Genomic DNA, 18,612 nt, shown 5'->3' with positions numbered 1-18,612 from the left:
TGTCGGCGACGGCAGGCGGTTTGTCCGTTGGGTTGTGAACGGGTGCCCGTCCCCCTGCAACCGCTTGACAAGGTGGCAGCCCCGTGTTCTCTATGGTGGATGCCTGTTTTTACTTTGTCTCTCTGAGAGGAGCCGTCCTCGTGGACCATGCTACGGCGATGGACGACCAGTGCCACTCCAGCAGTGACCGGCCGAGCGGAGACGGGGCTCCGGGAAATCCCGCGGGGCCGTGAGCCTGCGCCCCGGAGCCCCGCCGACATCCGCGCCCGGACGGGACGCCGAGCGGGTGACCGCCCCTCCGCCCACCCGCAGCAGGTGCACGCTCTCGACTTCGGGGACGGCCGGCGCACGACCTCGCCACCAAGAGAGTTCTAGTGGATTCTCCACGAGGGGTAGGCCCGCGCCGCACTCTTGCTGTACGTTCCGCCCAACAGCTTGCTAGACGCCACGTCCAACAAGCGAGGGCGGCGCTCGGCAGCCATGGTTCTCATCGAGCGAAGCACGGGATGAGGCTCGGGCGGCCGCCGTCGAGTGAGTTCGACCGCGCAGAGACCGTGGCCCCGCTCGGCCCACTGACGCTCGATCACGACGAGTCGGTGCCACGTCGGCTGACGGGTGCAGGCTCCGACGAACCGGTTGACCTTCGGGTCTGCAGGGAGGTCGACGAAGGCATCGACGTCCGAGACCTGCAGTGGCCGTAGCGACAGTCGCTCGGTGTCGATCACGTCTGTGAGCATAGTTCTGCGCCTCCCGTCGGCCCGCCCCGGTCGCGCCCGCTCACGCTACCGTGTGCTACCAGCGCTCTTGCGGTTTCTGCCCCGAGATACCACGTCTCCCGGCGCAGGCCGCGTAGGCGCCCGCCCATGTCCACTTCCGAGCCTGCTGCACCGACTCTCATCTCCGCACCGTGTGTGTGCGGACCGCGCGACAACCCATGGAGAACACGTTGAGGACGAAGTTCCGTTCTCGTATCACCGCCCGGCTTGGGCGCACGTACCTGTCCAGGATCCAGAAGTACGGAATCGGCTCCTCCACGATCCGGCTGCTGCCCGAGGACCTGCTGATGCTGCTGCGCAGGGATGGCCTGGACCCGGTGGACAAGCTGGCCGGGCTCCGGGCGACCGCGCCGGTGTCCAAGGTGTCGCTGCCGTTCGGCATGGATGTGTGGGTGGTCAGCGGCTACGAGGAGTCGAAGGCGGTGCTCGGGTCGGCCGACGGTTTCAGTACCGACTTCGCGCATCTCGCCACCAACGCCGGAGTGGCGGCGGAACAGAGCCCCGGCGGGCTCGGGTTCAGCGACCCTCCCGTGCACACGCGACTGCGCCGTATCCTGACCCCGGAGTTCACGATGCGGCGGCTGCGTCGTCTCACACCCCGGATCGATGCCATCGTCGAGGAACGCCTGAACGCGATGGAAGCCCGTCGGGGCCCGGTCGATCTGGTGAAGGAGTTCGCGCTGCCGATACCCTCCCTCACGATCTGTGAGCTGCTCGGCGTGCCCTACGAGGACCGCCACGACTTCCAGCAGCTGGCCATGGACCGCTTCGACCTCTTCGGTGGCACGACCGCGCCCTTCGGCGCCATGTCGGAGTCCCTGGCGTACTTCAGGAACGTGGTCAGGATGCAGCGCGAGGCACCGGGCGACGGGCTGCTCGGCATGATCGTGAAGGAGCACGGCGACAGCGTCGACGACGAGGAACTCGCGGGCCTCGCCGACGGAGTACTGACCGGCGGATTCGAGACGACCGCCAGCACGATCGCCCTCGGCTCCCTCGTACTGCTGCAGAACGCCGATGTCTTCGAGCGGATACGGACGGACGACGCCGCCGCCGTACCGTTCGTCGAAGAAGTGCTGCGCTACCTCTCCGCTGTGCAGCTCGCCTTTCCCCGCTTCGCCCGTGACGACATAGAGATAGCGGGCGTGGTCATACCCCGCGGCGACATGGTGCTCTGCTCACTGAGCAGCGCCAACCGCGACACGTCGTACGTGAGCGACGGCGGACGCTTCGATCCGCACCGCAATCCCTCGGGTCATCTCGCCTTCGGTTACGGCATCCACCGCTGCATCGGCGCCGAACTGGCACGCATGGAACTGCGCTCCGCCTATCCCGCCCTGGCCCAGCGGTTTCCCCGGATGCGCCTCGCCGTCCCGCCCGAGGAACTGACCTTCCGCAAGCTGTCGATCGTGTACGGCGTCGAATCGCTGCCGGTGCACCTGCACTGAGCGGGCGTACGGACCTCACGTCCCCGTGGACCGGTCCGCCGGTCCCCGTCCTACCAGGTGACGACAATCCGCTGCGGGCTGCGGGACGTGGTGCCGCGGCGCCATTCGACTTCGTCTGCCGGGCGTGCCAGGCGGAGCCCGGGGAAGCGGCCGGCGAGCCGGTGCAGGGACAGCTGGAGTTCGAGCCGGGCCAGCCAGGCACCCAGGCAGTAGTGCGGGCCGGCGCCGAACGACAGGGTGGGGGCTGCCACTGGATGACGGGCGCCGGTCCCCGTGACCTCAACGGAGGCCGACCGCCGGTGATCGCAGGGCGGCGGCGACGGACTCCAGAACCTCGATGGGGCGCAGCAAGTCCCCGTAGCCGATCGGTGGCCTGCCGGTCCGGACCATCTCCAGGAACGCTTCGAGGCCCGGTACGCAGTACTGCGCGCCGAGGGTGAGCTTCTGCCGGACCATGGTGTCCTGAGTGAACGTCATTCCGTGGAACGGAATCTGGTCCGTTTCGGTCGGCCTGACGAAGTTCACGACGACACGGGTGCCGCCCGCGATGAATGACGCGGTAACCGTGGTGTCGGTGGTGTCGGTTCGTACGTCGGAGATCTCGCCGGGGGCGAGCCGGAGAGCGAGGTCCACCGGGTGGATGCCGTAGAAGAAGATCCCGCCGTACTCGCTGTCGGGATCGGCGGGCCCGGACATGACGACCGCGTGCGGCCGGCCCGCCCGCACAGTCCGGGCCACCAGTGCGTCGGCGTCGGGGATCCAGCGGAGTGCCGAGGACGACGTGAGCGGCGCGTCATGGGCGAGCGCCGTGTCGATCATGGCCCGGGCGTCCTCGACGGTGCAGGCCAGCGGCTTGTCCACGAACACCGGAAGCCCCTCGGTCAGGAAGGGGACGGCCAGGTCGCGGTGGTGCGCGCCGTGCCGGTCCGCGACGATGACGGCGTCCACCAGCCCGAGCAGGGCGGTGGGCTCGTCGACAATTCGCTCCACCCCTGCGGTGGTTGCCAGCATGTCGTTGCGCCGCGTGTGCCCGCCGCTGAGAGCCACGACGCGGGCGTCGCCGCCCGCGTCGTGGATGTTGAGGTGGCCGACGATGTGGTCGACATGGGTGTTCTCGGTGCCGATGATCCCGATACGCATCGGGAGAGGCTACCTGCGCGGTGACACACTCTGCGACGGCACTCCCCCAGGTCACGGGGGCAGGCGAGCCCTGTTGTGGTCGCCACGGCTCAGCACGTGTGTCGGTGGTGGGTGTGGGTGGCCGGCGTCGGGTGAAAGCCGCCGCAGGATGGTGGCTGGGGGGCGCCGGCGTCAGGTGAGGGCAGCCGCAAGGATGGTGGCTGTCTCAGCGATCAGGTGGTCGTCCGCCTCGGCGTCCTGCTCGTGCCGAGTGGACAGCACAGCCATCACGAGCGGCCCCCGGTGGGACGGCCAGGCGATGCCCACGTCGTTCGTCGTCCCGTAGCTTCCGGTGCCGGTCTTGTCGCCGACGGTCCAGTCCTCGGGAAGGCCGGCGCGCAGGCGGTTGCCGCCGGTCGTACTCGCCAGCAGCCACCCGGTCAGCCGCTTCCGGTCCCCCGCCTCCAGAGCGTTCCCGAGTGCGAGCCTCGCGTAGGTCCGGCCAATGGCCCGGGGACTTGTGGTGTCGGTCAGTCGCCCCGGTTCCGCCGAGTTCAGCTCCGGCTCCCAGCGGTCGAGCCGGGTCACCTCGTCCCCGATGGACCGGCAGAAGCGAGTGACGGACGTCGGTCCACCGAGCTCCTCCAGCAGGAGGTTCGCCGCGGTGTTGTCGCTGTGCGAGATGGTCGCGCCGCACAGTTCCTCGATCGTCATCCCGTGCGCGAGGTTCTCGGGCAGACCGGTCACGGGCGCGCCACCCGACCTCTTGACGTCCTGCACCGTGTAGTGAATGACCTTCGAAAGGAATGTCCCGTCATGGTCGAGGTCCCGCAGGACGGCCCCGACGGCCGGCGTTTTGAACACCGAACACATGGGGAAGCGTTCATCCCCCCGGTGGACGACGGCCCTGCCCGTCACTGTGTTCCAACCGAACACCCCCAGCCGCGCGGCATGCGCCCGTTCCAGGTCGTGCAACTTCCGCGCCGCCCCACTCCCCGGGCCGGCGGCGTACGCGGCCGATGTCATGGGGACTGCGGCCAGCGCCGCCCCCAGACCGCCGACGAGCATTGCCCGGCGTGACGCGCCCCTGCTCGACTTCAAGATCTCCCGCCTTCCTTACTCGTACAGCCTGTCTTCTCACGCTTGTACAGCTGTACAGCCTGTCTTCTCACGCGGTCACACTTCTTGCACACGACGCTTCCGGCATCCCACCGGTTGCAGGCGAAGGACGGTGCGCCCGCCGGTTCATCACCTCGGCGTACGCCCGGGCGTTCTCCCGGGCTCCGTCGTCGGTGCGTTCTCCGGGCTTCGGCTGCTGGGGTGTGCCATGGCATCCCTGGTCGTCGTTGTCGTCCTGCGACGGTCCTTCAAGCCCTGCTGGGTCGGAAGAGAACCCGGCCTCGCCCATGCACTGCGTGTCACGGCTGCCCGGAGGAGTCCACGGGATCCGCGAAGGCTCTCCTGGCGCGACGCCAGGGGGCCGTTGTCGGTCCTCAGACGGTGACCTGGGACTGTGCCGGGCTGAGGTGATACACGGCCGTCTGTTCGGCATGCGGGGCAAGCAGCCCCTGCAACTCCTCCGCTGCGGCCTTGAGGAGGTGGCCGTCACGGGTGGCGTGGAGGGTCTCGAGGACGAAGGCCACGCGTGTGGAGTCCTCGGTGACGCGGGTGCGGTGGGCGTCGCGGTGGTTCCAGTGGCGGGTCAGAACACCGGTGGTGTCCGCATAGATGATCTCGCCGGGCTTGGGGGTCTCGACGGCATCGGGTTCACCGAGCGGAGTGAAGGACTCGGTGCCGTCCGCGTGGCGGATGTCGACGTCGCCGGTGACGTGGTCCAGGTCGAAGGCGCCGGCAGGCAGGCCGTGCTGCACGGAGACGCCGTTGTAGGCATCGACGGCCGGGTTGATGCGCGGCAGGGTCCCCTTCTTCGCGAAGCGGCGGCCGAGCGCGTCGACGCTGGGGCGGATGCGGCGGGGGTTGGTGCCGAAGGAGCGGTAGGCGGTGTGCCACGCCTCGATACGGGGGTCGGTCTCGTCGGCGGGCTGCCAGGTTCCGTCGGCGAGCTGCTGCTCCAGGTCTTCCAGAGCGGCGGCGGTCTGGGGCCAGGGTTCGTGGCCGCGCATGCCGGTGGCGGTGACCAGAGCAATGAGGGTGTCGGGGAAGGCGGCTGCGATGGCGGGGGCGAGGCGGAAGTCGGTCATGTGCTGGGGTTCCGTTTCCTGTACGCGTGCGGGGTGGGGTCAGGGTTTCCAGGGACCGACGCGGTCCAGGCGGCGGCGCTGCTGGCGTGCGGTGGGGGCGTCGAGGCCCTGGCCGCGCGCGGTGAGGTGGTCGGCGACGGCGGTGCGCTGCTCGACGGGTTTGTGGTCGTCGTATTTGAACTTGGCCCGTACTTCGGTGACTTCCAGGCTCAGGCCGCGGATGCCGGGCAGCATCCGGCCGTAGGGTGGCTGGTCGACGACGACGGGGGCGTGGTCGCCGTCGGGTTGGAAGTGGGCGAGTTGACGGCGCAGCAGCTCGGCCTTGGCCTCGGGTTCGTCGACGATGCCGGCGCGGCAGGTGAACTGGACAGCCGTGTAGTAGCTGGTGGGGACGCCGTCGTGGAGTGGGGTGCCGGCCTTGGCGCGCCAGGGGCCTGGGATGAAGGCGTAGTCGCCGGTGACGGTGAGGAGGACATTCGGGTCGTGCTCGATCGCCTTCCAGACCGGGTTGGGCCGGGCGAGGTGGACCAGGAGGTGGGGTCCGTCGCTGGTGAAGTGGGTGGGTACGGCGAGGGGCGGGTGGCCGTGCAGGCCGTTGACGCTCAGGATTCCGAAGTCGTGTCCTTCGGCGATCCAGGTCTGCCATTCGGCTTCGTCCAGGCCGGCGTCCCAGGGCTGGATGAACATGCGGTTCTCCTTGTGCGCGGAGGCGTGGGCTGCGGGGGGCTGCGGACTCGCTCAGGTCAGGGCGAGGAGGCTGACGGCGACAGCGGCGGTGCCCAGGCCGACGAGTTGGCCGCGGTGGATGCGTTCGGCGAGCACACCGCGGGCGAGCAGGACCGTCCCGGCCGGGTAGAGGGCGGTGATCACGGCGACGACGGCGAGGTCCCCGCTGCGGGCGGCGAGGAGGAACAGCAGGTTCGCCACGGAGTCCAGCACACCTGCGGCTGCCGACATCGCGTAGGCGGGTCGCTCGGATCCGAGCTTGCGGTGCATCAGCCCGGCTGCGGCCAAGGTGACGGCCGAGGAGACCACCCGGCCCACGATCAGCGGGGCCACGCCGCTGTCGGACGGTGCCTGGTGCAGAAAGATCAGCTGAAGGGCGATAGCCGCGCCCGCACCCAGGGCCAGCAGCAGTGTGGTACGTGAAGGGCGTACCGTCCCGGCGCCGTGTCCGGCGCTGACCAGCACCACCGCGACCAGGGCGAGCGGCAGACCCACCAGTCCGGCGGCGGCCAGGTGCTCGCCCTGCAGCAGACCCACACCGACGGGCAGCGCGGCGGACACCAGTGCGGTCACGGGCGAGAGCACGTTCATCGGGCCGATCGCCAGGGTGCGGTAGAGCAGGGCGAACGCAGCGGCCGAGGCGACCCCGGACGCGGCGCCCCAGCCGAGAGCACCGGCGCTGAAGGAGGCGCCGAGAAACGGCCACAGAAGCAACTCGACCACGAGACTGGCCGGGGCCGCGATCATCACGGTACGCAGCACATGCGCCCTACGGGCGCCGAGGCCGCCGAGGAAGTCGGCGCACCCGTAAGCGAGTGAGCTGCCCAGGGCCAGCAGCAGAGCGATCACGGTACATCCCTTAGTATTTCAACAGAACGACCAAACCGTACAACAGACCGACCGAGCCTTGTCAACCAAACGACCGGGCAGTGCATTCCAGTGGTCCACTCATGAGGATGGTGATCGGATGGCCGAGACGGCCGCAGCCCTGCGGACGCTCGCGCACAACGTCAGGGCGGCCCGCAAGCGCGCCGGTCTGTCCCTGGACGAGCTCGGCCGACGTGCCCAGGTCAGCAAGGGCGCATTGGTGGGACTGGAGAAAGCCCAGGGCAACCCCAACTTCGCCACCCTGGTCCGACTGGCCGACACTCTCGGCATCTCGGTGTCCGCGCTGATGGAAGGACCGGCCGAAGGCCGCGTCCGCGTCGTGACCGCCGACGCCGTGACCCCCCTGTGGACGGGGGCGCGGGGCAGCGAAGCCCGGCTCATGCTGACGACCTCGGGCCCGGCCCCGGTCGAGGTCTGGCGCTGGCAACTGGAGCCCGGCGAGGAGTACCCCAGCCACCCCCACCAGGCCGGAGTCGTGGAAACGATCAGCGTCACCTCAGGCCGGATGACCGTAATCGTCGACGGCACCGAGCACCCCGTCGAAGCCGGACAGACCGCCACCTTCGACGGCGATGCCCCGCACACCTACCGCGGCTCCGGCGCCGAAACCTGCCACCTGATCATGACGGTTCACCTGCCACCGGGCCCGGCCTCCACAACCTGACCGACTCGCGCGGTGCGGATCGGCCTGGTGATCCATGCGAACCGCCCCGGCCTCACAGATCACGGAAGCGGCGATACCGCCATACCTGTTGCGCTTGCTGCAGTCGCCAAGAAAACCGACAGTCGGGTCGACGACCCCGCCAGGGAGCGGCAGGTGCTGGACACCCTGGCCGAACGGGCGAGGAAACTGGGCCGGGGCCCCGGACGACCGGGCGGATCTTCCGGGACCGGATCTAGGTGAAATGGAGTGCGCGCTCCCCACTCGGACGTGACGCTCCGAGCCGGGACCGCACCCCGCCCGCGCACCGGCCCGGTGGGCGGGCGGGTGTGGGCCGGCACGTCGTTGTGCGTACCTCGCTCCCGTGCTCACCTGACCGTGGCGAGCCGACCGTGCGGCTGGACGGTGACGAGGGCGATGCCCGCGCAGCACACCCCGAGGAGCAGGAGCTCGGTGACCGAGGGGGCGGGCGCGGTGTCCAGTGCCCAGTCGCCGAGGCGCACCGTGAACGGAACGGCCAGCTGCACAGCGGCGGTGAACACCGGCCCGCGGAACAGGATGAGCCGGTGTTGTACGAGGTAGGCAGGCGCGTACACAGCCGCGCCCAGCACCACGATGCCGCCGGTCGCGACAAGTGTCGGAGGGTGGGCGATCAGCGCGGGCAGGGCCATCGGGAGCAGCAGACAGGTGGCAGCGGCGAGCAGCACGGGCAGGACGGCGAGGGGCGGCACCCCCGACAGCCGTTCCCGGTACAGGAACCCGTACACCGCGAAGGCCACGGTCGCTGCCGCCACCAGCAGCAGCCCCACCCCGTCCACGTCGCCCGCGTCCGCGCCGAGCGCCGCGTATCCGGCCGCCGCCGCACAGGCCAGCGCCGCCCCCACCGCCTTGCGCGGCCCGGACCTCTCGCCGAAGAACAACGCACCCACGGCGACCGAGGCGCACGGCATCAGTGCGACGACGAGATTGGTGAGCGAGGTGCCGATGCGCGGGATGGCGAGCAGGGTGCCGGCCGCGTATCCGGCGAAACCGAGCAGGCCCAGCAGCCATACGGTGCCCGGCCGGGCGGCGGCCCGGCGCAGATCGGTCCTGCCACCCGCGCTGGAGGCGGCGATTGCGGTGAGTACGGCGCAGCACACCGCAGTGCGGCCCACGGCGACGATCAGCGGATCGGTCCCGGTGACCAGGGCGCCGGAGAGCAGCCAGGTCCCGGCGAGCAGCAGCACGAGGACAACCGGCACAACATGACCTTTCCGTAGGCGGCGGTGGGACGGGCGCACGCCTCAGAACCGTACGAGCTGCCCTCTCACCCGTGAACAGCGCCCCCGGAGCAGCGCAACTCCCCCTGATGGTGCGTCCGTAAGGGCTGTCCCGTAGTCCCTGGTGGATCAGCGCGCGGCGTCAGATGCGGTGCATCGCAAGGCGGAGGGGCGCTCGCATACTGGCTGTATTCGGGCGTTCCGACAACGCGGCGAGGTGCCGTAGCTGTCGCCGTGCGCCCGCCAGGGATTACGGGACAGCCCGTAGGCAGGCACACACGCTTCCGCGCCGTGTGGGGGCGCGCTATTGCGGCCAGGGGGAATCCAGGATGGTGTCCACGAAGTTGTCCCGCTCGAATCCGGGTACGTAGCGCTCCAGGACATCGGCCTTCACATTGCCGAAGGTCGTGTCCGGCTTGGCTTCGATCCCTTCGGTGAAGGCCCGGAGGATGCGCTGCTTGAAATCGGGGCGGGGATGGAGGGCGACGACCGACGCCCGGTCCGCGTCGCTGATGTCGGCGTACCCGATGCCGAGCACGTCGTACTCCACCCCCGCGGTCACCAGCGCGACCTCGGGCTCCATGAAGGCTGGAATTCCCGGCGTCGTGTGCAGTGCGATCGCCGTCCAGACGCGGCGGACACTGTCCTCGGGCACACCGTGGCTCTGCAGGAATCGCCGTGCCTCGTCGGCGCTGTCCACCTCGAACCGGCGCCCACTGGCACGGAATTCCTCGTTGAGGCCGAGGTCGTGGAACATGGCGCCGATGTAGAGGAGCTCCGGGTCGAAGCTCAGCCCTTTGTTGCGCCCCTGCAGACTGCCGAAGAAGTAGACCCGGCGGGAGTGGTGGTAGATCAGGTCGTCGGCTGCGTCACGCACCAACTCGGTGGCCGCGGTGGCCAGCGCGGTGTCGGGCACCGTCACACCGGTCGTGGCGGGGAGATCGGCACTGCTGGGCATGTGGACTCCTTTGTCGTACGGCAGCCTCGGCTCTCCTGCCCGATTCTTCAGGCTGCGCACCTCCCTCGCGCGGTCAGCGACCGGTTGCCGCGTCCCGGTACTCCGGGGAGAGGTGCAGATGGGCCAGGTCGTGCGGGATGGGGCCGTCGTGGCGGATGAGGGGTGCGCTCTCCCCGTCAGCGGCCGTGGCCGGGGCGTCCGTGAGGCGCAGACGTGTGCGCAGCCGCCCGTAGAAATCGTGCGGGCCGAGCCTGATCACGCGCAGACGGCGCGGGGCCGCGTACACCCCGAGCCAGTCCCCGGCGTCGAGTACGCCGCGCAGCTGCCCGTCGATCGTGACCGCACCCTGCCCCGAATGGGGCAGGACCCGCACCGCGACCGGTTCGTCCGGCGCGACGACCACGGTGCGATCGAAGGTCATGTGCGGCGCGACCGGTGTGAAGAGGACGGCATCCATGCGTGGTGAGACCACCGGACCGCCCGCGGCGAAGCTGTAGGCGGTCGACCCGGTGGGGGTGGCCATGATGACGGCATCGGCCGAGTACGAGGCGAGGAGCCGGCCGCCGATGTACACGCCGAGACTCACCTGCCGGTCGCGTGCGAGCTTCTCGACGACGACGTCGTTGAGGGCCATGACGTCCAGCGCCACTCCCCAGCCCTCCGCCCCGGCCCCGGCCTCCCGGTCGACCTGGGGAGGCGGCAGCATCGGGCGTCGTCCGTAGGCCATCAGGGCATCGATGTCCTTGGGGACCTCCAGTACCCGGGAGGTCCTCATCGTCAGCGTCATGCGTTCCTCGACGTCGGCCCGCCCGCGGTGGACGGCATCGAGTGCCCGGACGACGTCCTCGACCGGCACCTCGGTCAGGAAGCCGACCCGGCCCAGGTCGACCCCGAGGACGGCGCCTTGGGTCTTGGCCGCGATCCTGGCGCCGCGCAGAAAGGTCCCGTCGCCGCCGAGTGTCACGATGAGGTCGGGGTTGCCCGCGACATGGGCCTCCTCCCGTCCGCCGCGCCGGCGTGCGTCGTCGCGCCACACGTCGATGTCCGTGCACGGAATGGCCTCGCCCGCGCACCAGTCGCGTACGACGCGCGCCGCGACCACGGCCTCGGGATGGCCCTGGTGTACGACGATTCCCACCCGCTCGACACTCATCTCGCTCCGACTCCCCGGGTTCCGATGTGGTGGCAGTGACGATGCCCTGACTCCACCTTGAAGGCGCACCGGTGCGCCCGCTCGGCCGCCGGGCCGCCGGACCGCCCGCGGTCAGGCGATCGGGCGCTACGGGAGCGCGGCATGGTGCGCAGTGGGCGCGGCAGAATGATGGGGAAGGGCTCGTCCGCTCTTCATGCACGGGACGCGGCCGGGCCACCCGATGGCTGCCGGGATCGCGGCACCGTGTGCTCGTCCTTTCTGTCCGGAGGACCGTCATGGCCGAGGTCGAGGCGTCCCGGCACAAGCGGCGTTCTCTCACCGGGCCGGCCGGGGCCGTGGCTCTCGCCGCCGCCTCGATCGGCCTCTGGGCCACCACCGGCTCCCCCGCGCAGGCAGCCGGTCTCCCGGCTCCCGATCACGTGGTGGTCGTGGTGATGGAGAACCACAACTACAACCAGGTGATCGGCAGCCAGGACGCCCCGTACATCAACAACACGCTCAAGGCGGGCGGCGCCGACCTCACCCGGTCCTTCGCGCTCACGCACCCCAGCGAGCCGAATTACTACATGCTGTTCTCGGGCTCCGACCAGGGTCGCACCAAGGACAGCTGTACGGGCGTCGGTTCCCTGGCCGCACCCAATCTCGCCGCCGAGCTGATCGCCGCCGGGAAGACCTGGGCCAGCTACAACGAGTCGCTGCCCAGCCAGGGTTCGACGGTCTGCAGCAGCGGCGACTACACGCAGCGGCACAACCCCTGGTTCGGCTTCTCCAATGTGCCGAGCAGCACCGCGAAGACCATGGCGCAGTTCCCGGCCGACTTCACCGAGCTGCCGAAGGTCTCGTTCGTCGTGCCGAACCTGTGCGACGACATGCACACATGCCCGGTCTCCACCGGTGACACCTGGATCAAGAACAAGCTGGGTGCCTATGCCCACTGGGCCAGGACCCACAACAGCCTCCTGGTCGTCACGTTCGACGAGGGAAGCAAGGGTGCGGGCAACCGCATCCCCACCGTCCTCTACGGCGAGCACGTCACCCCGGGCAGCTCCAGCGGTGCCACCTGCAACCACTACGACGTGCTCCGCACGCTGGAGGACCTGGCCGGTCTGAGGACGCACGCGGGCAATGCGGCCTCGGCGTCCGACATCACCGGCATCTGGAAGTGACACCCGGGTGTCCCGCGGATTCCCGCAGCACCGACGCCGCCACCCCCGCTGCCGACATGAGGTGACGGCAGAGGGGGTGACGGCAGAGCGAGGTGACGGTGGAGCGGCGTGACGGTGGAGCGGGACGGACCGGGGTGCGGGACGTCGGTCGCGGGCCCCGGTCGACCGGTCAGTGCTGCACGTCCTCCGGAATGCTGACCAGCCAGCGGGTCTCCTGGCGGGGCCGCAGATACAGCGCCCAGTAGAGCGTGGCGACCGCGGTGATTCCGCCGGTCCACAGCAGGTACTCGGTCTCCTGCTGGGTCAGGATGTACGCGAGCACGGCGATGAGCAGCACGGGGATCGCCGGCCACAGTGGCATGCGCCAGGCCGGCGCCTCGCGGTGCGCCCCGCGGCGGCAGAGCAGGGCGGCAACCGCGACCAGCAGGTACATGCCGGTGACGGAGACGCCGGTGACGCCGTACAGGGTGTCGAGGTTGACGAAGCAGAGTGCCGCTCCGGGGACGCCGACGATCAGGGTCGCGATCCACGGGGAGCCGAACCGGCCGAGCCGGGACAGGGCGTTGTTGACCGGTTCGGGCCATGCCTTGTCGCGGGCGGAGGCGAACAGGACTCGTGAGTTCTGGATGACCATCACGATGCCTGCGTTGATGATGGCGAGGGCGACGCAGAGGCTGACGAACGTGCCGACGGCCGAGTTGGACCAGGCGGCGACCATGGTGTTGAGGTCGCCCGAGGTCAGGGCCGCGAGGTCCGGGGCGCCGAGCGTGATGGCGATGACCGGGACGAGGATGACCGCCGTGGAGATGGCGAGGGTGGCGAGGACGGTACGGGCCACGTTGCGTCGGGGATTCTCCAGCTCCTCCGAGAGGTAGACGGCCGTGGAGAAACCCTGGGTGATGAAGAGCGCGATCGCCAGCCCGGAGACCACCATCATCGCGGTGACGGTGGAGTTCGTCCCGCCCGACGAGGCGACCGAACCGTGCACCAGCGCGGAGGCTCCGCGCTCGGAGTGCGCGAAGCCGAGAACGGCGACGACGCCGGCCGCGATCACTTCCAGGACGAGGAAGATTCCGGTGATCCAGGCGTTGGCGCGCAGGTCCAGGAGCCCTGCGAGGGTGGCGAGCACCATGACTCCGGCGCCCGCGACGGGGGCCGGTATGTGCACCACGGGAGCGAGGTAGTCGGCCGTGCCCATCGCGATGACTGGGGGCACGATCATCACGACCAGCAGGGAGAGCACGAAGACGAGCCACCCGGCCAGCCGTCCCGCCATGGTCGACACCATGGCGTACTCACCGCCCGCACTCGGGATGAGCGTGCCCAGTTCCGAGTAGCAGAAGGCGACCGCGATACAGAGCAGCGACCCGATGCCGATGGTCAGGGCGGTGTACGTACCGAGGCTGGAGAACAGGTCCGGTACGACCACGAAGAGTGTCGAAGCGGGCGTCACGCAGGAGAGCGTGAGCAGTGTTCCGCCCACGACGCCGATGGAACGCTTGAGCTTCTGTGGGGTGGGGCCGGTCGCGGGGGCCAGCGCCTGGGGAGCGCTGAGCGTTTCGGTCATCGTGCGATTCCGATCAACAGGTGCGGTGACTGAGCGCGGGAGCGGTATCGCCTCCAGACGAGGACGTGGTGAGTGGTTTCGTCGCTCCCAGCGCGACATGCAATCCTGACGAGTTCCGCAGGTCAAGAGCTGTTCACCTACGGAATTCGTCGTTTCCGCAAACAGATCCAACGGTTTGTCGTTGAAAGTGCGTCATTCTGCTGGGGATCGGTGAGTGCGGGAACCGCAGCGGGATCCGATGGAAAGTTTTGCCCGTTCCAGCATCCGGAAGGGCGGGAGCGTCCCGGAGCACCGCGGAGGGCGGACGCCGGAGGGTGCGCGTCGACGGGGCTGCGGGTGCCCGCGCCCCGGCTGCGGGTGCGCAACCACGGACTTGGTGCCAGCCTGGAGTCATGGCTTGGGCGTCATGGACGACTCGTGGTGTGTTCTCCGGGCATGGTGGCGTGCTGACGGACGAGATCGGCGTCCTGTCCGGGGACCTGACGGTTCACACGACCTGGGCCGATGACACGGCCCAGGTGACAGTGCAGTACACGGGCGCGATCGACTGGTTCACCATGTCGGGCAGCCCCGTGCCGTGCTGCTCCGAGGACGACAGCCGTCGCCTTCACGACGCGGTGGTGAAGTCCGTCCGCGAAGGAGCGGCGGCCACGGTTCCCAGGCCACCGCCCCGGAGACAGGAGTAGGCACCCCTGGAAACGGCTGAACGGCGGTCCCTGACCGGCGGGTGCGGTCCTTCACGAGGAGGCCTGCTCGGCCCTCCGTGAACCCGTGAACCCGTCGGCCCTGAACCGCCGCCAGGAGCCGTTGTGCGTCAGTAGGCGCCGAACACGTTGTCGATCGAGCCGTACTTGTCGGCCGCGTAGTTGCACGATGCGGTGATGTTGGCGACCGGGTCGTAGCTGTCCATCGACGTGCCGGGCACGTGGTAGGCACGGAACGTCGGGTCGATGATCTGCAGGAGCCCCTTGGACGGAGTTCCCTTGGCTGCGTTCGAGTCCCAGTTGTTGATGGCCCGGGGGTTGCCGGAGGACTCACGCATGATGTTGCGGTGGATGCCGTTGTAGCTGCCGGGGATGCCGTGTTGGGCCATGACGGCCAGCGACTCCTTGATCCAGCCGTCCAGATCATTGGTGTACTTGGCGGAGGTCGACACCGCGACGTCGTTCACGGCCGATACGCCCGTGGAAGCGCCGGACCCGGCCTTGGCGCCGATGGTCAGCTTCATGCCCGGGGTAATCCGCGCAGGGTCGGCACCGATGGTTTCTCGATTGTCCGCGTACAGCTTCTGCCAGCCACCGCTTACGGAATGCCCCCTCGCGATCTTGGAAAGGGTGTCACCCGCGATCACGGAATAGATGGTGGGCGCGGCCTTCTGGACGGATATCACCTTGGCGGTGGCGGCGGCCGATGCCGTGGCCCTTTCTGCGGTGGCAGCCTGGGCCGGCGCGGCCGAGGCGAAGCCGGCGCAGACCAGCGGCAGCACGAGGGCGGCTCCGCCCGTGGTCGCGGCGATGAAACCGCGGGTCCGCGAAGTGGACTTGCGACGAAGGTACTTACCCGTTGCGGGCATGGCGAATTCCTCTCCGTCGCCTACGAGGTGAGCTGTCGGGTTCAGGCTGGAGATGCCTGGCCGCATGCAATTGCGACTTCACCCCGAGCCGTACCGGATACCGGTTCGGCGACTTACCTGGATCCCCCGCTCCTGCCGTACGCGAGTGGGTGGGTCGGATTCTCGGACGGCGGCAGGATTCGGCGTTCCGTCCGGATTGACGGTGACCGTAGGCGAGAAATACCGAAGGGAACAAGTCCCTATTTTTTGATCACAATTCATTTGCAAGATCGAATCGCGGAAGGGGAAGTAAGACACCTCACATCGCAATGCCAAATTTCCTTGCACAGAAGGGAACCGGGGGACGCGCCACGAAACTGCGGGGCCTGAACGTGACTCACACCACATGACTTCAGAAAGGGGCATTTCGGGCGGCGCCGAAGGATCGCAACTCCCCTTAAATGCCCCTTTGTTACCCAAGAGCCCATGTCTAACGAAATCGCGCATATTGGACATTTGACTGGCTCTTCGGCTGTTCTCGCTCCGGTGCACCGCCGTCGGGCCGAACACACCCGGCAGGACCGGTCGGCCCTCCGCTCGTGCCACCCCCCGCACGGCATCAAGGCGTTGCCTTCCGCCCGCCGGATCGCTAAGGTTTTGAGCTGTCTTGTTGTCTCCGATAGAGGTGGACGTTGCGCATCTGAGGTTCGCGATCATCGCGCCGTACGGCCCCGGTCGTACGCCCGTCACGCAGAAGCAGTGTTCTGTCCTGCCCGTGACCCCGCGTGGATGCGACCTCGGTGCATGAGCCGTCCCTCGATCTTTCGGACCGCCGTACCTGTTCCCGTTTCGGTCGCTGCGTGGTGCTCGCATACGAAGCCCCCTTCACCGCGCTCACGACTGCGAGGATCACCATGGCGACACCCACCACCCCCAGTGCCTCCCTCACCTGCTCCGCCCTGTCCTTCCAGTGGCCGGACGGCACGACCGTCTTCGACGGGCTCTCGCTCAGCATCGGCCGGGGCCGCACCGGCCTCGTCGGCAACAACGGCGCGGGCAAGTCCACACTGCTGCGCCTGCTGGCCGGCCGGCTGCGCCCCTCCCAGGGCTCCGTGACCGTCGGCGGCAGCCTCGCCCACCTTCCTCAGAACATCACCCTCGACACGACACTGCGGGTGGACGAGGCCCTGGGTATCGCCGAGCGGCGCGACGCGCTGCGCGCCATCGAGGCCGGGGATGTGGACGAGAAGCACTTCGAGACCATCGGTGACGACTGGGACGTGGAGGAACAGGCCCTCGCCACGCTCGGGTCGCTCGGGCTCGGATACCTGGAACTGGACCGCACCGTGGGCCGGATGTCCGGCGGGGAGACCGTCCTGCTGCGCCTGGCCGCCCTGCTGCTTAAACGCCCCGACGTCCTCCTGCTGGACGAACCGACCAACAACCTCGATGTGTTCGCGCGCCGCAGGCTCTACGACGCCGTCGACAACTGGCGCTCCGGCGTACTGGTCGTGGTCAGCCACGACCTCGAACTGCTCGAACGCGTGGACCGCATCGCCGAACTGCGCGCCGGATCCGTGAGCTGGTACGGCGGCGGCTGGTCGGCCTACCAGGAGGCGCTGGCCACCGAACAGGAGGCTGCCGGAAGGATGTTGAGGGCCGCGGAGGCCGACGTGCGCCGGCAGAAGCGCGAACTGGAGGAGACCCATGTGAAGCTGGCCCGCCGCCAGCGCCAAGGCAGGAAGGCGGAGGCCGACGGGGGCCTCCCGAAGATCCTCGCCGGCCGCCGGAAGCGGTCCGCACAGGAGTCCGGGGGCAGGCTTCGCGGCGTTCACGAGGAGCGGCTCAGCGAGGCTCGCGAACGCCGCGAGGAGGCCGCGGACGCGGTACGCAACGACGCCGAGATCCGCGTGAGCCTTCCCCACACCGCCGTTCCCACCGGCCGCACCGTGCTGAGCCTGCACGAACTGCGGCCCCGGTTCGGCAGGCTGCGCCAGGGCAACCTCCATGTGCACGGGCCCGAACGCATCGCACTCGTCGGGCGCAACGGGGCCGGCAAGACCACGCTGCTGCGCACCCTCACCGGCGAGCTCGCTCCGCTGTCCGGCGAGGCCAGGACGTTCGTACCGCTGCGGTTCCTTCCCCAGCGGCTCGATGTGCTGGACGATGAGCTGAGCATCGCGGCGAACGTGGCCCGCATGGCTCCCGGGGTCACCGACAACCACATCCGCTCCCAGCTCGCACGCTTCCTGTTCCAGGGGAAGCGCGCGGAACAGCCGGCGGGCACCCTCTCGGGCGGAGAGCGCTTGCGTGCCGCGCTCGCCGCGACGATGCTCGCCGCTCCGGCCCCGCAGTTGCTGCTGCTGGACGAGCCGACCAACAACCTCGACATCGCCGGTGTGCGTCAGCTGACCAGCGCACTCCAGTCGTACGAGGGTGCGCTGCTGATCGCCGGTCACGACCTGCCGTTCCTGGAATCGGTCGGCATCACCCGCTGGCTGCTCCTCGGGGAGGAGCTCCAGGACACCACGGCGGAGGAGGTGCGCGAGCTGCTCACGACGACGGAAGCGGAGCGACCGGAGGCGTAAGCGCCGGACCGGCATGAGCACGGCAGGGGTGCGGGCCCTCAGCAGGGCGGAGGCCCGCACCCGTGCCACGGGTCAGAGCCTGGCGATGATCTTGTTCATTTTCGTGATCTCGGCGGTCTGGGCGGTGATGACGGCGCCGGCGAGCTTCTTCGCGTCGGCGTTGCTGCCGTTCTTCTGCTCGTCCTCGGCCATGGTGACCGCACCCTCATGGTGGCCGACCATGAGCCGGGCGAACTTCTTGTCGAACGCCTTGCCCTGGGCGCCTTCGAGGTCGCTCATGTCCTTGTCGGACATCATCCCGGGCATCCTCGAACCGGTGTCCGAGCCATGGTCCATGCCGGGCATGTCGCCCATCGAGGACGAGGACTCGGGCAGCGGCTTGCCCCAGGCCTTCAGCCAGCCCTTCATGGTGTTGATCTCGGGATCCTGGGCCTTCTCGATCGCGGCGGCCAGTTCCTTGATCTCGGGGTCGGAGGCGCGGCCGTCGGCCAGCTTCGCCATTTCGACGGCCTGCTGGTGGTGCGGGATCATCTGCTGCGCGAACTTCACA

At 69.1% G+C, this 18,612-nt stretch carries 17 protein-coding genes, 1 pseudogene and 1 riboswitch; of the genes and pseudogenes, 5 read left to right on the top strand and 13 right to left on the bottom strand.

The features are described 5' to 3' along the window. Positions 1-371 precede the first annotated feature (371 nt). Positions 372-725: a GNAT family N-acetyltransferase gene (locus ACFU8Q_RS25880; RefSeq protein WP_384457899.1), complete on the bottom strand. Its 354-nt coding sequence runs from the start codon at positions 723-725 to the stop codon at positions 372-374. 209 nt (positions 726-934) lie between these two features. On the opposite strand from ACFU8Q_RS25880, the gene ACFU8Q_RS25875 reads away from it, so the two are divergent. Then, positions 935-2,224 carry a cytochrome P450 gene (locus tag ACFU8Q_RS25875; RefSeq protein WP_384457898.1) on the top strand — a complete coding sequence of 430 codons (1,290 nt, stop codon included), beginning with the start codon at positions 935-937 and terminating at the stop codon, positions 2,222-2,224. Positions 2,225-2,274: 50 nt separating this feature from the next. On the opposite strand, the pseudogene ACFU8Q_RS25870 reads toward ACFU8Q_RS25875, so the two are convergent. The 6 genes and pseudogenes from ACFU8Q_RS25870 to ACFU8Q_RS25845 all read right to left on the bottom strand — a co-directional run. Next, positions 2,275-2,478 (bottom strand): annotated as a pseudogene (locus ACFU8Q_RS25870) (cytochrome P450); the annotation flags it as partial. Positions 2,479-2,503: 25 nt separating this feature from the next. Further along, positions 2,504-3,364: a Gfo/Idh/MocA family protein gene (locus tag ACFU8Q_RS25865; protein WP_384457896.1), complete on the bottom strand. Its 861-nt coding sequence runs from the start codon at positions 3,362-3,364 to the stop codon at positions 2,504-2,506. Between the two features lie 171 nt (positions 3,365-3,535). Continuing rightward, on the bottom strand, positions 3,536-4,447 hold the full coding sequence (bla, locus tag ACFU8Q_RS25860; RefSeq protein WP_384457903.1) for a class A beta-lactamase: 912 nt from the start codon (positions 4,445-4,447) through the stop codon (positions 3,536-3,538). A gap of 389 nt (positions 4,448-4,836) precedes the next feature. Then, complete coding sequence (locus ACFU8Q_RS25855; RefSeq protein WP_384457894.1) at positions 4,837-5,544, bottom strand: B3/4 domain-containing protein; 708 nt, start codon at positions 5,542-5,544, stop codon at positions 4,837-4,839. Positions 5,545-5,583: 39 nt separating this feature from the next. Next, entirely contained in the window at positions 5,584-6,231 is a 648-nt protein-coding gene (locus ACFU8Q_RS25850) for an FMN-binding negative transcriptional regulator (protein WP_384457892.1), read from the bottom strand. A 51-nt stretch (positions 6,232-6,282) separates the two neighbouring features. Beyond that, entirely contained in the window at positions 6,283-7,119 is an 837-nt protein-coding gene (locus ACFU8Q_RS25845) for an EamA family transporter (RefSeq protein ID WP_384457890.1), read from the bottom strand. A gap of 118 nt (positions 7,120-7,237) precedes the next feature. Between ACFU8Q_RS25845 and ACFU8Q_RS25840 the strand changes: the two genes are divergently transcribed. Further along, positions 7,238-7,822, top strand: coding sequence for a helix-turn-helix domain-containing protein (locus tag ACFU8Q_RS25840; RefSeq protein ID WP_384457888.1), 585 nt, complete (start codon positions 7,238-7,240; stop codon positions 7,820-7,822). Positions 7,823-8,187: 365 nt separating this feature from the next. On the opposite strand, the gene ACFU8Q_RS25835 is transcribed toward ACFU8Q_RS25840, so the two are convergent. From ACFU8Q_RS25835 to ACFU8Q_RS25825, 3 genes are all read right to left on the bottom strand, one after another. Then, positions 8,188-9,060, bottom strand: a complete 873-nt coding sequence (locus tag ACFU8Q_RS25835; RefSeq protein WP_384457886.1) for an EamA family transporter — start codon at positions 9,058-9,060, stop codon at positions 8,188-8,190. 322 nt (positions 9,061-9,382) lie between these two features. Next, the gene (locus ACFU8Q_RS25830; protein WP_384457884.1) at positions 9,383-10,036 is read right to left on the bottom strand and encodes an HD domain-containing protein; all 654 of its coding nucleotides are present in this window, start codon (positions 10,034-10,036) and stop codon (positions 9,383-9,385) included. 73 nt (positions 10,037-10,109) lie between these two features. Next, on the bottom strand, positions 10,110-11,189 hold the full coding sequence (locus tag ACFU8Q_RS25825; RefSeq protein WP_384457882.1) for an NAD(+)/NADH kinase: 1,080 nt from the start codon (positions 11,187-11,189) through the stop codon (positions 10,110-10,112). A gap of 275 nt (positions 11,190-11,464) precedes the next feature. On the opposite strand from ACFU8Q_RS25825, the gene ACFU8Q_RS25820 reads away from it, so the two are divergent. Further along, entirely contained in the window at positions 11,465-12,355 is an 891-nt protein-coding gene (locus tag ACFU8Q_RS25820) for an alkaline phosphatase family protein (RefSeq protein WP_384457880.1), read from the top strand. A gap of 169 nt (positions 12,356-12,524) precedes the next feature. Here ACFU8Q_RS25820 and ACFU8Q_RS25815 read toward each other — a convergent pair whose 3' ends face one another. Beyond that, positions 12,525-13,922 (bottom strand): APC family permease, encoded by a 1,398-nt coding sequence (locus tag ACFU8Q_RS25815; protein WP_384457878.1) that lies wholly within the window; start codon positions 13,920-13,922, stop codon positions 12,525-12,527. Between the two features lie 392 nt (positions 13,923-14,314). Here ACFU8Q_RS25815 and ACFU8Q_RS25810 point away from each other — a divergent pair, with 392 nt between their 5' ends. After that, entirely contained in the window at positions 14,315-14,608 is a 294-nt protein-coding gene (locus tag ACFU8Q_RS25810; RefSeq protein ID WP_384457876.1) for a hypothetical protein, read from the top strand. 128 nt (positions 14,609-14,736) lie between these two features. On the opposite strand, the gene ACFU8Q_RS25805 is transcribed toward ACFU8Q_RS25810, so the two are convergent. Next, on the bottom strand, positions 14,737-15,495 hold the full coding sequence (locus ACFU8Q_RS25805) for a transglycosylase SLT domain-containing protein (RefSeq protein WP_384457874.1): 759 nt from the start codon (positions 15,493-15,495) through the stop codon (positions 14,737-14,739). A 4-nt stretch (positions 15,496-15,499) separates the two neighbouring features. Next, positions 15,500-15,690: riboswitch (cyclic di-AMP (ydaO/yuaA leader) on the bottom strand. A gap of 698 nt (positions 15,691-16,388) precedes the next feature. Here ACFU8Q_RS25805 and ACFU8Q_RS25800 point away from each other — a divergent pair. Next, entirely contained in the window at positions 16,389-18,062 is a 1,674-nt protein-coding gene (locus ACFU8Q_RS25800) for an ATP-binding cassette domain-containing protein (protein WP_384457901.1), read from the top strand. A 72-nt stretch (positions 18,063-18,134) separates the two neighbouring features. Here ACFU8Q_RS25800 and ACFU8Q_RS25795 read toward each other — a convergent pair. Next, on the bottom strand, positions 18,135-18,612 hold a 478-nt coding region (locus ACFU8Q_RS25795), incomplete at its 5' end, for a DUF305 domain-containing protein (RefSeq protein WP_384457872.1).

Origin of the sequence: Streptomyces sp. NPDC057543 (genome assembly GCF_042801895.1) — a bacterium.
Classification (GTDB): Bacteria; Actinomycetota; Actinomycetes; order Streptomycetales; family Streptomycetaceae; genus Streptomyces.
The sequence above is the reverse complement of the archived record's forward strand: the minus strand, read 5'-3'. Positions and strand labels throughout refer to the sequence as shown.

Excerpts from the sequence above, each read along its gene's own strand:
- ACFU8Q_RS25810 (WP_384457876.1), top strand. The coding sequence starts at position 14,315 with ATGGCTTGGGCGTCATGGACGACTCGTGGTGTGTTCTCCGGGCATGGT.
- ACFU8Q_RS25865 (WP_384457896.1), bottom strand. The coding sequence starts at position 3,364 with ATGCGTATCGGGATCATCGGCACCGAGAACACCCATGTCGACCACATC.
- ACFU8Q_RS25825 (WP_384457882.1), bottom strand. The coding sequence starts at position 11,189 with ATGAGTGTCGAGCGGGTGGGAATCGTCGTACACCAGGGCCATCCCGAG.
- ACFU8Q_RS25830 (WP_384457884.1), bottom strand. The coding sequence starts at position 10,036 with ATGCCCAGCAGTGCCGATCTCCCCGCCACGACCGGTGTGACGGTGCCC.
- ACFU8Q_RS25805 (WP_384457874.1), bottom strand. The coding sequence starts at position 15,495 with ATGCCCGCAACGGGTAAGTACCTTCGTCGCAAGTCCACTTCGCGGACC.
- ACFU8Q_RS25815 (WP_384457878.1), bottom strand. The coding sequence starts at position 13,922 with ATGACCGAAACGCTCAGCGCTCCCCAGGCGCTGGCCCCCGCGACCGGC.
- ACFU8Q_RS25855 (WP_384457894.1), bottom strand. The coding sequence starts at position 5,544 with ATGACCGACTTCCGCCTCGCCCCCGCCATCGCAGCCGCCTTCCCCGAC.
- ACFU8Q_RS25800 (WP_384457901.1), top strand. The coding sequence starts at position 16,389 with ATGGCGACACCCACCACCCCCAGTGCCTCCCTCACCTGCTCCGCCCTG.
- ACFU8Q_RS25875 (WP_384457898.1), top strand. The coding sequence starts at position 935 with ATGGAGAACACGTTGAGGACGAAGTTCCGTTCTCGTATCACCGCCCGG.
- ACFU8Q_RS25820 (WP_384457880.1), top strand. The coding sequence starts at position 11,465 with ATGGCCGAGGTCGAGGCGTCCCGGCACAAGCGGCGTTCTCTCACCGGG.
- ACFU8Q_RS25840 (WP_384457888.1), top strand. The coding sequence starts at position 7,238 with ATGGCCGAGACGGCCGCAGCCCTGCGGACGCTCGCGCACAACGTCAGG.
- ACFU8Q_RS25850 (WP_384457892.1), bottom strand. The coding sequence starts at position 6,231 with ATGTTCATCCAGCCCTGGGACGCCGGCCTGGACGAAGCCGAATGGCAG.